The 14,666-nt window shown below is 50.2% G+C and carries 15 protein-coding genes, 1 pseudogene and 1 other annotated feature; of the genes and pseudogenes, 8 read left to right on the top strand and 8 right to left on the bottom strand.

The genetic code is table 11. The features are described from left to right. Window positions 1-193: 193 nt before the first annotated feature. From clpB to rluD, 3 genes are all read right to left on the bottom strand, one after another. Complete coding sequence (gene clpB, locus OGX66_RS17225; protein WP_003031249.1) at window positions 194-2,767, bottom strand: ATP-dependent chaperone ClpB; 2,574 nt, start codon at window positions 2,765-2,767, stop codon at window positions 194-196. 129 nt (window positions 2,768-2,896) lie between these two features. Continuing rightward, window positions 2,897-3,628: a purine nucleoside phosphorylase YfiH gene (yfiH, locus tag OGX66_RS17220; protein WP_088903165.1), complete on the bottom strand. Its 732-nt coding sequence runs from the start codon at window positions 3,626-3,628 to the stop codon at window positions 2,897-2,899. After that, window positions 3,625-4,605 carry a 23S rRNA pseudouridine(1911/1915/1917) synthase RluD gene (gene rluD / locus OGX66_RS17215; RefSeq protein ID WP_003031246.1) on the bottom strand — a complete coding sequence of 327 codons (981 nt, stop codon included), beginning with the start codon at window positions 4,603-4,605 and terminating at the stop codon, window positions 3,625-3,627. The genes yfiH and rluD overlap by 4 nt, the downstream gene beginning before the upstream one ends. A gap of 131 nt (window positions 4,606-4,736) precedes the next feature. Here rluD and bamD point away from each other — a divergent pair, with 131 nt between their 5' ends. The 4 genes from bamD to pheA all read left to right on the top strand — a co-directional run bounded on the left by bamD (window position 4,737) and on the right by pheA (window position 7,492). After that, on the top strand, window positions 4,737-5,474 hold the full coding sequence (bamD, locus tag OGX66_RS17210) for an outer membrane protein assembly factor BamD (protein WP_003031245.1): 738 nt from the start codon (window positions 4,737-4,739) through the stop codon (window positions 5,472-5,474). A gap of 268 nt (window positions 5,475-5,742) precedes the next feature. Further along, window positions 5,743-6,081, top strand: coding sequence for a ribosome-associated translation inhibitor RaiA (raiA, locus tag OGX66_RS17205; RefSeq protein WP_003031244.1), 339 nt, complete (start codon window positions 5,743-5,745; stop codon window positions 6,079-6,081). Between the two features lie 102 nt (window positions 6,082-6,183). Beyond that, window positions 6,184-6,309: a sequence feature (Phe leader region), on the top strand. Beyond that, window positions 6,185-6,232, top strand: coding sequence for a pheA operon leader peptide PheL (gene pheL, locus OGX66_RS17200; protein ID WP_100250063.1), 48 nt, complete (start codon window positions 6,185-6,187; stop codon window positions 6,230-6,232). Its footprint overlaps the feature before it by 48 nt. Window positions 6,310-6,331: 22 nt before the next feature. Beyond that, window positions 6,332-7,492, top strand: a complete 1,161-nt coding sequence (gene pheA / locus OGX66_RS17195) for a bifunctional chorismate mutase/prephenate dehydratase (RefSeq protein WP_003839850.1) — start codon at window positions 6,332-6,334, stop codon at window positions 7,490-7,492. Window positions 7,493-7,588: 96 nt separating this feature from the next. Here the strand turns inward: pheA and tyrA are convergent, their stop codons facing one another. Both tyrA and aroF read right to left on the bottom strand, forming a co-directional pair. Then, entirely contained in the window at window positions 7,589-8,710 is a 1,122-nt protein-coding gene (gene tyrA / locus OGX66_RS17190) for a bifunctional chorismate mutase/prephenate dehydrogenase (RefSeq protein WP_048217253.1), read from the bottom strand. A gap of 10 nt (window positions 8,711-8,720) precedes the next feature. Continuing rightward, entirely contained in the window at window positions 8,721-9,791 is a 1,071-nt protein-coding gene (aroF, locus tag OGX66_RS17185; protein WP_003031241.1) for a 3-deoxy-7-phosphoheptulonate synthase AroF, read from the bottom strand. 214 nt (window positions 9,792-10,005) lie between these two features. On the opposite strand from aroF, the gene OGX66_RS17180 reads away from it, so the two are divergent. From OGX66_RS17180 to OGX66_RS17165, 4 genes and pseudogenes are all read left to right on the top strand, one after another. Further along, the gene (locus tag OGX66_RS17180) at window positions 10,006-10,380 is read left to right on the top strand and encodes a DUF2799 domain-containing protein (protein ID WP_088903150.1); all 375 of its coding nucleotides are present in this window, start codon (window positions 10,006-10,008) and stop codon (window positions 10,378-10,380) included. Between the two features lie 158 nt (window positions 10,381-10,538). Then, the gene (gene yfiR, locus OGX66_RS17175; RefSeq protein WP_048217251.1) at window positions 10,539-11,057 is read left to right on the top strand and encodes a regulatory sequestration protein YfiR; all 519 of its coding nucleotides are present in this window, start codon (window positions 10,539-10,541) and stop codon (window positions 11,055-11,057) included. Next, window positions 11,050-12,276: pseudogene (gene dgcN, locus OGX66_RS17170) on the top strand (diguanylate cyclase DgcN/YfiN). Before yfiR ends, dgcN begins: the two are co-directional and overlap by 8 nt. Before the next feature lie 12 nt (window positions 12,277-12,288). Continuing rightward, on the top strand, window positions 12,289-12,771 hold the full coding sequence (locus OGX66_RS17165) for an OmpA family protein (RefSeq protein WP_003839836.1): 483 nt from the start codon (window positions 12,289-12,291) through the stop codon (window positions 12,769-12,771). Between the two features lie 131 nt (window positions 12,772-12,902). Here the strand turns inward: OGX66_RS17165 and rplS are convergent, their stop codons facing one another. From rplS to rimM, 3 genes are read right to left on the bottom strand one after another with little or no spacing between them, the layout of a single operon-like run. Continuing rightward, a complete protein-coding gene (rplS, locus tag OGX66_RS17160; protein WP_002914145.1) occupies window positions 12,903-13,250 on the bottom strand; it encodes a 50S ribosomal protein L19 in 348 nt (115 codons plus the stop codon). A gap of 39 nt (window positions 13,251-13,289) precedes the next feature. Continuing rightward, window positions 13,290-14,057, bottom strand: coding sequence for a tRNA (guanosine(37)-N1)-methyltransferase TrmD (trmD, locus tag OGX66_RS17155; RefSeq protein WP_003031232.1), 768 nt, complete (start codon window positions 14,055-14,057; stop codon window positions 13,290-13,292). Between the two features lie 44 nt (window positions 14,058-14,101). Then, window positions 14,102-14,650 carry a ribosome maturation factor RimM gene (gene rimM, locus OGX66_RS17150; protein ID WP_003031230.1) on the bottom strand — a complete coding sequence of 183 codons (549 nt, stop codon included), beginning with the start codon at window positions 14,648-14,650 and terminating at the stop codon, window positions 14,102-14,104. Window positions 14,651-14,666: the final 16 nt, after the last annotated feature.

The raw sequence follows: 14,666 nt of genomic DNA, 5'->3' as shown, positions 1-14,666 counted from the left end.
CCCCGCTGACCCGGCGGCTTGTAATCCGTTGTTCCGTGTCAGTGGAGGCGCATTATAGGGAGTTATTTCAGGCTGACAAGTTAAAAATATAAAAAACTTATCAAGCGATTACTTTTCAATCAATACGTCTATTTTCGCCTGAATTTTAAACAAAAACGAGCCCCACAGGGCCCGTTTATTGTTGTTTTGTGACTTACTGCACTGCCACGATGCGATCGTCATTCACTTCCAGACGAATCGTTTTGCCCGGAATCAGTTCACCAGACAGAATTTGCTGCGCCAGCGGGTTTTCGATCTGCTGCTGGATAGCACGTTTCAATGGACGTGCGCCATATACCGGATCGTAACCATTCGCACTCAGCAGTTTAAGCGCCTCGTCAGAAATATGGATTTCATAGCCACGTTCTTCCAGACGTTTGTACAGACGCTGCAGCTGAATCTGAGCAATAGAAGCAATGTGCTGCTCACCCAACGGATGGAATACAACAACCTCATCTATACGGTTGATGAATTCCGGTCGGAAGTTATGGCTCACGACGCCCAGCACCATATCTTTCATGTGGCCGTAATCCAGCTCACCAAAGCGTTCCTGGATTAGATCGGACCCCAGGTTTGAGGTCATGATGACAACCGTATTACGGAAGTCGACCGTTCTTCCCTGTCCGTCAGTCAGACGACCATCGTCAAGCACCTGCAGCAGAATGTTGAACACATCCGGGTGCGCTTTTTCCACTTCATCCAGCAGGATGACAGAGTAAGGACGACGACGTACTGCTTCCGTCAGATACCCACCTTCTTCATAACCGACATATCCCGGAGGAGCCCCAACCAAACGAGACACCGAGTGTTTCTCCATAAACTCGGACATATCGATACGCACCATTGCGTCGTCACTGTCGAACATAAAGTTTGCCAGCGCTTTGCACAGTTCGGTTTTACCGACCCCGGTTGGACCAAGGAACAAGAATGAACCAATCGGACGATTCGGATCGGACAAGCCCGCGCGGCTACGACGGATGGCGTTAGAAACGGCTTCCACCGCTTCGTTCTGGCCAATCACGCGGCTGTGCAGCTCCTGCTCCATACGCAACAGTTTTTCCCGCTCGCCTTCCAGCATGCGAGCAACCGGGATCCCGGTCCAGCGCGCCAGCACTTCTGCAATTTCTGCATCCGTGACTTTATTACGCAGCAGACGCATGGTTTTGCCTTCAGACTGGGTGGCTGCTTCCAGCTGTTTTTCCAGTTCAGGAATTTTGCCGTACTGCAGTTCAGACATCCGCGCCAGGTCGCCAACGCGGCGCGCCTGTTCGATGGCGATTTTTGCCTGCTCCAGCTCAGCCTTGATAGTTTGCGTTCCCGAGAGGGAGGCTTTTTCAGCTTTCCACTCTTCCTCTAACTCAGAATACTGGCGCTCTTTGTCGTCCAGCTCTTCGTTGAGCATATCGAGACGTTTTTTACTTGCCTCATCAGACTCTTTCATTAATGCCTGCTGTTCCAGTTTGAGCTGGATAATACGGCGGTCGAGTCTGTCGAGTTCCTCCGGCTTGGAGTCAATCTGCATACGAATGCTGGATGCCGCTTCGTCAATAAGGTCGATAGCTTTATCCGGTAACTGACGATCGGCAATATAACGATGAGACAACGTAGCTGCCGCAACAATCGCCGGGTCAGTAATCTGCACATGATGGTGCAGCTCATAACGTTCTTTCAGGCCACGCAAGATTGCGATGGTGTCTTCCACTGAAGGTTCAGCCACAAACACTTTCTGGAAACGACGTTCCAGCGCCGCATCTTTTTCGATGTACTGGCGATATTCATCAAGCGTTGTGGCGCCTACGCAGTGCAGTTCCCCGCGAGCCAGCGCTGGTTTCAGCATGTTCCCGGCGTCCATCGCGCCATCGGCTTTACCCGCCCCAACCATGGTATGCAATTCGTCGATAAACAGAATGACGTTGCCTTCCTGTTTCGAGAGATCGTTCAGCACACCTTTTAAGCGCTCTTCAAACTCACCGCGATATTTGGCCCCAGCCACCAGCGCGCCCATATCCAGCGCCAGTACACGACGGCCTTTTAAGCCCTCCGGCACTTCACCATTGATGATGCGTTGGGCCAGCCCTTCAACAATGGCTGTTTTACCGACACCGGGTTCACCGATTAACACTGGGTTATTTTTAGTACGACGTTGCAGCACCTGAATGGTACGGCGAATTTCTTCATCACGGCCGATAACTGGATCGAGTTTGCCCTGTTCAGCACGTTCAGTCAGATCGACGGTATATTTTTTCAAGGCCTGACGTTGGTCTTCAGCCCCCTGGTCATTCACGCTTTCACCTCCACGCATTTGTTCAATTGCCTGAGTGATATTGGCGGTCGTCGCCCCAGCTGATTTTAATAAGTCGGTCAGCGTACCGCGTGACTCAAGCACCGCCAGAACGAACAGTTCTGACGAAATAAAGTTGTCCCCACGTTTTTGCGCCAGCTTGTCGCAAAGATTCAGTACACGCACCAGTTCCTGAGAAGGCTGCACATCACCGCCGGTACCTTCTACCTGCGGCAAACGGCTCAACGCCTGGTCAATGGCTGTACGTAACTGGCCAGCATTAATGCCAGCAGACGTTAATAAAGGACGTACCGATCCCCCTTCCTGATTCAGCAAGGCGCTCATTAGATGAAGTGGTTCGATGAATTGATTGTCGTGCCCCAATGCGAGTGACTGGGCATCGGCAAGAGCAAGCTGGAATTTATTGGTAAGACGATCCAGACGCATAACTCCTCCCATAACAGGTCAAAATTGCTACTGGAGATTAAATGAGGTCATCCCTCAATTATTCAAGGTGAATGACCTGAATTATGTGAAAAGAAAATTACACGTACCGGATCGTCTTGATTCTTTAGGTTATATCAGCCAAATAAAACTTGCCATACGACCCGTGGTATTGTCGCGACGATAAGAGAAGAACGTCTCACTTTCACTAAAGGTGCAACGGTCGCCGCCGTGGAGGTTCTCCACGCCGACATTTGCCAGCCGCTGACGGGCAAGCTGGTAGATATCCGCCAGATACTTGTCGCCGCGCGGTACAAATGCGAGGTCCGCTTGCGGATCTTTCGTCATGAATGCCTCGCGAACTTCTGCTCCCACTTCAAAGGCGTTTGGGCCTATCGCCGGACCTAGCCAGGCAATAATGTTTTCAGGTTCGTCGGCAAAACACGCCACCGTCTCTTCCAGCACGCCAGCGCATAATCCCCGCCAACCCGCATGGGCCGCAGCCACTTCCGTCCCGGCGCGATTGCAAAACAGCACCGGCAGACAATCAGCGGTCATTACCGCACACACTGTGCCCGGCGTGTTGCTATACGACGCATCTGCGCGTTTGGAGGCGTAAGGCCCGCCTGTCAGTTTCAGGACATCCTTACCGTGGACCTGCTCCAGCCAGACCGGCTTTGACAGCAGATTGCCCGCAGCAAACAGTCGTTTGCGGTTCTCTTCAACATGCTCCGGGTTATCGCCGCAATGGGCACCCAGATTCAGCGAATCGTAAGGCGGCATACTGACTCCGCCAATACGGGTAGAACTACACGCCGCGACACCTTGCGGTATCGGCCACTGCGGAACAATTAGCTTACTCATAGCCAGGCAATATCATCCTTATGTTCTTCGAAATCAGCGCGCATCACTTCAATCAATTGCACCATATCTTGTGGGATCGGCGCATGCCATTCCATTTCGATACCGGAAATCGGGTGATACAAACGCAGCATGGTCGCATGTAGCGCCTGGCGGTCGAACTTACGCAGTACGGAGATAAATTCGTCAGAAGCGCCTTTCGGTGGACGTGGACGACCGCCGTAGACCTGATCGCCCACCAGCGGATGAGTGATATGTGCCATGTGCACGCGGATCTGGTGCGTACGTCCGGTTTCCAGACGCAACCGCAGACGCGTGTGCACACGGAAGTGTTCCATAATGCGATAGTGCGTTACCGCCGGTTTCCCCATTGGGTGTACCGCCATGTGCGTACGCTTGGTCGGGTGACGGCTAATCGGTTCCTCAACGGTTCCGCCAGCAGTCATGTGACCAATTGCTACGGCTTCGTACTCACGGGTAATTTCGCGCAGCTGCAATGACTCAACCAGACGTGTTTGTGCCGGAACCGTTTTTGCCACCACCATTAATCCGGTCGTGTCTTTATCCAGACGGTGTACGATACCGGCACGAGGAACATCCGCGATTGGCGGGTAGTAATGCAGTAACGCATTCAATACCGTACCATCAGGATTCCCGGCGCCCGGATGTACTACAAGGTCACGGGGTTTGTTGATGACAAGAATATCATCATCTTCATAAACGATATCCAGTGGGATATCCTGAGGTTCAAAACGAACCTCTTCATCAATTTCTGCATTGATGGAGACACGCTCTCCACCCAACACTTTTTCTTTCGGTTTATCGCAAAGATTGCCATTTACCAGCACGCGCTGGTCGAGGATCCATTCTTTTATGCGCGATCGCGAATAATCAGGGAACAATTCGGCCAAAGCCTGATCTAAGCGTTGACCGAGCTGATTTTCGGAGACTGTTGCGGTGAGTTCTACTCGTTGTGCCATAAACTGCTTCTTCGTTTAACGTTGGGTTTTACGGCTTTGCCGTTTAATATAGTGTGCTATTGTAGCTGGTCTTAACCGGGAGCAGGAACAGAGAATCTCCCGTATTACATTTTGAGGAAAGTCAAAACGTCATGACGCGCATGAAATATCTGGTGGCAGCAGCCACGTTGAGCCTGTTTTTGGCGGGTTGCTCTGGTTCAAAGGAAGAGGTGCCCGATAATCCGCCAAATGAAATCTACGCGACTGCTCAGCAAAAGCTGCAGGACGGTAACTGGAAACAGGCAATAACGCAATTGGAAGCGTTGGATAACCGTTATCCATTTGGACCGTATTCTCAGCAGGTGCAATTAGATCTCATCTACGCCTACTACAAAAACGCCGATCTGCCACTTGCTCAGGCTGCTATCGATCGTTTTATCCGTCTTAACCCGACACACCCTAACATTGATTATGTCATGTATATGCGTGGCCTGACCAATATGGCGTTGGATGATAGCGCACTGCAAGGATTCTTTGGTGTTGATCGCAGCGATCGCGATCCCCAACACGCCCGAGCTGCGTTTAATGACTTTTCCAAACTGGTACGTGGCTATCCGAACAGCCAGTACACCACTGATGCCACCAAACGTCTGGTGTTCCTGAAAGATCGTCTGGCGAAGTATGAATATTCTGTTGCGGAATACTACACTGCCCGCGGTGCATGGGTTGCCGTGGTAAACCGTGTGGAAGGCATGCTGCGCGACTACCCTGATACTCAGGCAACACGTGATGCTCTGCCGTTAATGGAAAAAGCTTATCGCCAGATGCAGATGAATGCGCAGGCAGAAAAAGTAGCGAAAATAATTGCCGCTAACAGCAGCAATACCTGATTTGCCTCAGAATGCAAAACGGCAGCCAAGGGCTGCCGTTTTTTTATCCGTTAACGCTACAACTGAAGCGGTTTAGCTCCGACGCATCCCATCAAATATGGCCTGCTTTCAGGTATTCCTCAAGTAAAAAATCGCCTGTTCCTGCGGTGCCTCACAAAAAGGTTTTCTTGACAAAAAGCGACAAAAAAATGTGATTTACATCACGCATTTTGACATTGGGAACGGTATGCTGGAATCACCAAGACGGGAAAGACAAGAGGTAAAATTTATGACAATGAACATTACCAGTAAACAAATGGAAATTACTCCGGCAATTCGCCAGCATGTCGCAGACCGTCTCGCCAAACTAGAAAAATGGCAAACTCATCTGATTAATCCACATATCATTCTGTCTAAGGAGCCACAGGGTTTCATTGCTGATGCCACCATCAATACACCGAACGGACATCTGGTCGCCAGCGCAAAACACGAGGATATGTACACCGCAATTAACGATTTGATCAACAAGCTGGAACGGCAGCTCAATAAAGTGCAGCACAAAGGCGAAGCCCGTCGTGCAACAACTTCAGTCAAAGACGCCAACTTCGTCGAAGCAGAAGAAGAGTAGTCCCTTACATTGAGTGTATCGCCAACGCGCCTTCGGGCGCGTTTTTTGTTGACAGGGTGAAAACAGTACGGGTACTTTACTGACGTAGCCAAAGGAAAATTACATGAAACTTGTTCCGTTCTTCTTCGCATTCTTTTTTACCTTCCCCTGAATGGGAGGCGTTTCGTCGTGTGATAAAGAATGCGAAGACGAACAATAAGGCCTCCCACAACGGGGGGCCTTTTTTATTGATAACAAGAAAGGCAACACTATGACATCGGAAAACCCATTGCTGGCGCTGCGCGATAAGATCAGCACGCTGGATGAAAAATTACTGGCCCTGCTGGCTGAGCGACGTGGACTGGCCGTAGAAGTTGGTAAAGCCAAACTGCTTTCACATCGTCCGGTACGAGATATCGACCGTGAACGTGACCTGTTGGACCGCCTGATTCAGTTGGGCAAAGCACATCATCTCGATGCTCACTACATTACCCGCCTGTTCCAGCTCATAATCGAAGACTCCGTCCTGACTCAACAGGCTCTGCTCCAGCAACACCTGAACAAAATTAACCCACATTCCGCGCGCGTGGCCTTCCTGGGGCCAAAAGGATCATATTCCCATCTGGCAGCACGTCAGTACGCCGCCCGCCATTTTGAACAATTTATTGAAAGCGGCTGCGCAAAATTTGCCGATATCTTTAATCAGGTAGAAACCGGACAGGCTGACTATGCTGTGGTTCCGATTGAAAACACCAGCTCCGGTGGGATTAACGACGTTTACGACCTGCTGCAGCACACCAGCCTGTCTATTGTTGGCGAGATGACCATTACGATAGACCACTGTGTACTGGTGTCCGGCACTACGGATCTTGAGACCATTGAAACGGTATACAGCCATCCGCAGCCGTTCCAGCAGTGCAGCAAGTTCCTGAATCGCTACCCGCACTGGAAGATTGAGTACACTGAAAGCACCTCTGCGGCAATGGAAAAAGTTGCGCAGGCTAACTCACCGCATGTGGCAGCCCTGGGGAGCGAAGCCGGAGGCGTACTGTATGGTTTGCAGGTTCTCGAGCATATTGAGGCTAACCAGTCGCAAAACATCACCCGCTTCGTGGTGCTGGCACGTAAAGCAATCAATGTATCCGACCAGGTTCCGGCAAAAACCACGTTGCTGATGGCAACAGGACAACAGGCCGGTGCGCTGGTAGAAGCATTGCTGGTGCTGCGTAACCATAATCTGATTATGACTAAACTGGAGTCACGCCCGATTCACGGCAATCCGTGGGAAGAGATGTTTTATCTTGATATCCAGGCCAACCTGGAATCGCCCCAAATGCAAAAAGCATTGAAAGAGCTGGGTGAGATTACACGTTCGATGAAAGTACTGGGATGCTATCCGAGTGAGAACGTGGTGCCGGTCGATCCGAGCTAACGTTTGACAATGCCGGATGGCACTACGCTTATCCGGCCTACAATTCATGCGATTTTTGTAGGCCGGATAAGGCGAAGCCGCCATCCTGCGTCTTAATTAAGGACGGCTGTCATTCGCCTGGCGTAACAAAGTACGGCTTTCACTCTGGAAGCGTTTCGCATAATCACCAAACCAATGCTCCACCTTACGGAAACTGTCGATAAACGCTTGCTTATCGCCCTGCTCCAGTAAACCGATCGCCTCACCAAAACGTTGGTAGTAGCGTTTGATCAGCGCAAGGTTGCTCTCAGACGACATAATAATATCGGCATAGAGCTGCGGATCCTGGGCAAACAGACGGCCAACCATCGCCAGTTCAAGACGGTAAATCGGCGAAGAGAGCGCCAGCAACTGCTCCAGTTGAACATTCTCTTCCGCTAAATGCAGACCGTAAGCAAAGGTCGCAAAGTGACGCAATGCCTGAATAAACGCCATGTTCTGATCGTGTTCAACGGCGCTGATCCGATGTAGTCGTGCACCCCATACCTGAATCTGTTCCAGAAACCACTGATAGGCTTCCGGCTGACGTCCATCACACCAGACGACGACCTGCTTTGCCAGGCTGCCGCTGTCCGGACCAAACATTGGGTGTAACCCCACCACCGGACCATCATGTGCAGCCAGCATCGCCTGCAAAGGACCATTTTTCACTGAAGCCAGATCCACCAGGATGCAGTCAGACGGCAGACGCGGTAGTTTGGCGATCACCTGCTCGGTGACGTGGATCGGCACACTGACGATCACCATCCCAGCATCAGAGACGATCTCCGGCGCGCGATCCCAATCCTGCTGTTCCAGGATCCGCACCTGGTAACCTGACAGGGTGAGCATTTTTTCAAACATACGCCCCATCTGACCGCCGCCGCCGACGATCACCACCGGCCGCAGAGAAGGACAAAGCGTTTTAAACCCTTTGTCGTTCTCACTGGAATAGGACTCACGCATAACGCGGCGTAGCACATCTTCAATCAGGTCCGGCGGCACGCCAAGGGCTTCCGCTTCCGCCCGGCGAGAGGCAAGCATAGAGGCTTCCCGTTCCGGCACGTAAATCGGCAACCCAAAACGGCTTTTTACTTCACCAACTTCGGCAACCAGCTCCAGGCGGCGTGCCAGTAAATCCAGCAGCGCCTTGTCGACTTCATCAATTTGATCGCGTAATGCGGTCAATTCAGCAACCATAACCAACCTCTTATGCTACACGCGCCGACAGCTGACCGTTTAAATCTTGACTAATTTCACGCAGCAGCGCATCCGTCATTTCCCAGCTAATGCAGGCATCGGTTACGGACACGCCGTATTTCATTTCGCTGCGCGGCTGTTCAGAAGACTGGTTGCCTTCGTGAATATTACTTTCAATCATCAAACCAATGATCGAGCGATTGCCATCTTTGATTTGTGCAATTACGGATTCAGCCACGGCAGGCTGACGGCGGTAATCTTTATTGGAATTACCATGACTGCAATCTACCATCAGAGAAGGTCGTAGTCCCGCCTGCTCCATCTCTTTTTCGCACTGGGCGACATCTGCCGGGCTGTAGTTCGGCGCTTTACCCCCGCGCAGGATCACGTGGCCGTCCGGATTCCCTTGTGTTTGCAACAGTGCAACCTGCCCGGCCTGGTTAATACCGACAAATCGGTGCGACTGCGCAGCCGCTCGCATGGCGTTAATAGCGGTCGCCAGGCTACCGTCGGTACCATTCTTAAAGCCAACCGGCATCGAAAGACCAGAAGCCATTTCGCGGTGTGTCTGCGATTCCGTGGTACGGGCTCCGATTGCGGACCAGCTAAACAGATCGCCCAGGTATTGCGGGCTATTTGGATCCAGCGCTTCAGTTGCCAGCGGCAGTCCCATATTTACCAGTTCAAGCAGCAGCTGACGCGCAATTTTCAGACCTGCTTCAACATCAAAAGAGCCATCCATATGAGGATCGTTAATTAACCCTTTCCAGCCGACGGTGGTACGGGGTTTTTCAAAATAGACGCGCATCACCAGGTAGAGGCTATCGCTGACCTCTGCGGCAAGGGCTTTAAATCGACGAGCATACTCAATAGCCATTTCAGGATCGTGAATGGAGCATGGGCCACATACGACCAGCAGGCGCGGATCGCGACCGGAGATAATATCTGAGATGGTTTTACGCGACTGGGCGATTTGCGCCTCTTGCTCCTGGCTCAGCGGAAATTCAGCTTTCAGCTGCTCCGGGGTCATCAGAACCTGTTCGTCGGTAATATGTACGTTGTTCAGCGCGTCTTTTTGCATGATGGTGATCCTGTTTAGCTCGTTTGCGATAGTTGATCCTCAGCGAGGAGGAAATAACGATACCACAACAGGTAAAGATTTCAATCCACAATCCGTAAATTTTAATTTACACGGCGTTATTTTAAGGCAAAAACAGCCCTTATAAATGTACACTTATATTTACATCACGAATTTTAAGATCCGCTATGCTTAAAAAAACAAGGGAGCACAGGCAATGAAGCAACTCATCAGCATCTTATTTCTATTCCTTCTTAGCGGATGTCAGATAGATCCCTATACCCATGCCCCCACCTGGACTGGTACCGACTGGTATAACGCCGGGATACAAGATGCCATTTCGGGCTATGCCGTTAAAGATAATGAAACTCTTGCCGACAACTTCAATGATCCCGAAGTCGATCGTACGAAATATCTTAAGGGTTACGCCGAAGGGCAACGCAAAATCTGCCAGCAAGATTTTGTTTACGCCAGAGGCCTGGCCGGGAAAACCTTTCCTGCAAGTTGTGATACGGTCGAAAATATTGACCAGTTACACGATGCCTGGAAAAAAGGAGCAAACGAAGGTGCTGCCTCAATAAGATTAAACTAAACAATGGCTTAAATTTTATAGCAAACTAGGATTTAACTTAAATCATCATCAGCTTTACCCCTGGAATAATGACGACTTAGGAAAATAATGTTATTTTGTCCTAAACAATCTTGAATGTATTTCGACGCTTTACGGCAAACGCTGGTAGGTAACTATTCATGAGCTATTCTTACCGACTCATACTTCTACTGGCACTGTTCCTGACCGGGTTACCACTGTACGCCCAAAGCGTTACAGAAGAAGCAAAATCTGTACGTGCTATGGTTTCCGGCATCGTCAGTTATACACGCTGGCCTGCACTTTCCGGGCCACCCAAACTGTGTATTTTCTCTTCATCGCGTTTTTCCAGTGTTCTGGAAGATACCAGTACTGGGGCATTACCCTATCTTCCCGTCATCATTCGTTCGGAACAAGAAATATTAGTTTCGCAATGTGACGGTTTTTATTTTGGAAAAGAATCACCTACTTATCAGGTGGAATTAAAGAATAAATATCCGACTAAGGCATTGCTATTAATTGCAGAACAAAATCCCGAATGCGTTATTGGCAGCGCCTTTTGCCTCATAATTAAAGATGAAGATGTGAGATTTTCCGTAAATATGGATTCCCTTTCACGCAGCGGCGTAAGGGTCAGTCCTGACGTATTGATGCTTGCACGGAATAATAAGCATGGATAAGGGCCATTCTCCTGTAACACGCCCGACGTTTAAACGGACATTACGGCGTATCAGCATAATCAGTGTCCTGGTGACGATGACGTTGATCTGGCTGCTGCTCAGCATTTCTTCCGTGCTGGCCTTAAGACAGTATGCGCAAAAGAATCTGGATCTGACTGCCGCGACCATGACCCGCACGCTTGAAGCTGCATTAGTCTTTTCTGATAGTGTTGCAGCAACTGAAACACTGGCGGCACTGGGCCAGCAAGGGCAATTTTCCGTTGCGGAAGTTCGTAATAAACACCAGAAGGTGATCGCCACCTAGCGCTATAACGCGCAAGACACCACGGAGAAGATCAGCGGACTGATCAGCCACTGGCTATTCCCACAACCGGTCACTCAGCCTATTTTGCATAATGGCAACGTCATCGGCGAAGTACGATTGACTGCACGCGATAGCGTTATCAGCCGTTTCATCTATTTGTCGCTGGCCGTTCTTACCGGGTGCATTTTGTTGGCATCAGGCATAGCATTAATGCTCACCCGCTATTTACACAATGGCGTCGTGGAAGCCCTGCAAAATATAACCGAGGTGGTACATGATGTACGTACCAACCGTAACTTTTCGCGACGCGTTTCCGAGGAACGCATTGAAGAGTTTCATCTTTTTGCCCAGGACTTTAATAGTCTGCTGGACGAGATGGAGGAGTGGCAACTTCGGCTGCAGGCAAAGAACGCTCAACTTTTGCGTACCGCGCTACATGATCCTCTGACAGGCCTGGCAAATCGCGCCGCTTTTCGTAGCAGTATTAACGCGCTGATGAATGACGATGCCGCCCACAGCAGCTCCGCTTTGTTATTCCTTGATGGTGATAATTTTAAATTTATCAATGATACCTGGGGCCACGCTGCGGGGGATCGGGTTCTGATTGAAGTCGCTAAAAGGCTGTCCGAGTTTGGTGGTAATCGACATTCGCCATACAGACTTGGCGGCGACGAGTTCGCGATGGTGCTGTATAGCGTTCATTCTGAATATGAGGTTCAGCGGATCTGCGCGGCACTGTCACAAGAGTTTGACCGACCTTTTGACCTGCATAATGGTCATTTAGCAAGCATGACACTCAGCATCGGTTTTGCGCTGACGTGGGAACATGCCTCTGCCGAGAAATTACAAGAACTTGCCGATCAAAATATGTATCAGGCCAAAAATTTGCGTTCTGAACGCACTATTATTAAATAAGGAATTACACACATGCTAAAACGTTTATTATCCCCGTTTCTTCTGCTTTTACTGATTCTGGCAGGCTGTCAGGCACCTCAGGGAAAATTTACCCCAGAGCAAATTGCAGCCATGAAATCATACGGATTTACTGAAGCATCAGGAGACTGGTCTCTGGGCCTGTCTGATAACATCCTGTTTGATAAAAATGACTATAAACTCCGTCCTGAAAGTGAAAAACAGATCAAGGAAATGGCATCCAAACTGGCAGCTACCGGGCTAAATCATGCTCGCCTGGACGGTCATACTGATAACTACGGTGAAGACAGCTATAACGAAGCTCTATCACTCAAACGCGCGAATGTGGTTGCCGATGCCTGGGCACAGGGTGCCAACATTCCCCGCACCAACCTGACGACTCAGGGACTCGGGAAGAAATATCCCATTGCCAGCAACCAGACATCAAAAGGTCGTGCTGAAAATCGTCGCGTTGCAGTCGTGATCACGACGCCATAATCATCCCCCAACTGGCTGCGCGCCGCGCAGTCATTCCATTGCCATAAAGAACAACAGAGCAAACGTCGGGATAAAAAAAGGGCCAGCCTTTCGGCCAGCCCTTTTCTAACAGGATGTCGCTTGCGCGAATCTTAGTTAAGACGCTCTTTGATACGAGCAGACTTACCAGTGCGCTCACGCAGGTAGTACAGTTTAGCTTTACGAACAGCACCACGACGTTTAACAGCAATGCTGTCAACTACCGGAGAGTGAGTCTGGAAGACACGCTCAACGCCTTCGCCGTTGGAAATTTTACGAACAGTGAATGCAGAGTGCAGACCGCGGTTACGAATAGCGATAACCACGCCCTCGAATGCCTGCAGACGTTTTTTGGAACCTTCAACAACCCATACTTTCACTTCCACGGTATCACCCGGACGGAAGGAAGGTACGTCCTGCTTCATCTGTTCTTGTTCAAGTTGCTTAATAATGTTGCTCATAATTTAATCTCTTATCCTGGGTAAACTGATATTGGGGGCTTACGCCTGCCCATCATGTTTATGTTGCTGTTGTGCGTGTTCCTTTTTGAACTCCGCCAGCAACCTTGCTTGCTCTTCAGTCAGAGCCAGGTTTTCCAGAAGTTCAGGTCTTCTAAGCCAGGTCCGGCCCAGCGACTGTTTCAAACGCCAGCGACGTATCTCAGCGTGGTTTCCTGACAGTAACACTGCCGGTACTTCCATCTGCTCTAACACTTCAGGTCGGGTATAGTGCGGGCAATCCAGCAATCCATCAGCAAACGAATCTTCGATTGCTGAAGCTTCATGACCCAGAACTCCCGGAATAAACCGGGAAACGGAGTCGATCAGCGTCATTGCAGGTAACTCACCACCGCTGAGTACGTAATCGCCGATTGACCATTCTTCGTCAATTTCGGTTTGAATCACGCGCTCATCTATTCCTTCATAGCGACCACATACCAGAATCAGCTTTTGATTCGTGGCCAGTTCGCTAACGCCAGCTTGATCAAGCTTGCGTCCCTGAGGTGACAGATAAATCACCTTTGCGCCTTCACCAGCCGCAGCTTTTGCTGCATGAATGGCGTCCCGTAAAGGTTGCACCATCATTAACATCCCCGGTCCGCCGCCGTACGGACGATCGTCCACGGTACGGTGCCGGTCATGAGTAAAGTCACGAGGACTCCAACTCTGGATGTTCAGCAGGCCATTTTTTACTGCCCGGCCAGTTACCCCGTAATCGGTAATTGCGCGGAACATTTCTGGAAACAGGCTAACGATACCTATAAACACAAGCCAATCCCCATAACGCCGACTTTTACCGTTTATCCGGTGGTTTAAAAACCAGGATCCCAATCTACTTCGATAGTACGAGTAGCGAGATCGACTTTCTTGATAACCTGCCCATCGAGGAACGGCACAAGACGTTCCTTGATACCAAACGCATCTTTCAGGTTTGCCTTGATGACGATGACGTCATTCGAACCGGTTTCCATCATATCGACGACTTTACCGAGATCGTAGCCTTCAGTGGTCACTACCTGGCAGCCCATAAGGTCTTTCCAGTAGTAGGAACCATCTTCCAGCGCTGGCAACTGCGAGGAATCCACGACAATTTCGCAATTAGTCAGTAGATTCGCCGAATCACGATCGTCAACGCCTTTCAGCTTGATGATCAGATCCTGATTGTGGTGCTTCCAGCTTTCCAGCTGTACTTGCTGCCACTGACCCGCCTTCTGGATAAACCAGGGCTGATAGTCAAAAATGCTTTCGGCGTCTTCAGTGGAAGAAAACACTCTGAGCCAACCACGGATACCGTAAGAAGACCCCATTTTCCCCAAAACGATGGGTTCTACAGGAGCCTGTGCGGCGAGTTGCTTGCTCATCATGACCACCGTGACA

Source organism: Citrobacter sp. Cf072 (assembly GCF_030334485.1).
In the GTDB taxonomy this organism is placed as follows: Bacteria; Pseudomonadota; Gammaproteobacteria; order Enterobacterales; family Enterobacteriaceae; genus Citrobacter; species Citrobacter freundii.
Note: the sequence above shows the minus strand (reverse complement) of the source record. Positions and strands in the feature narration are given on the sequence as shown.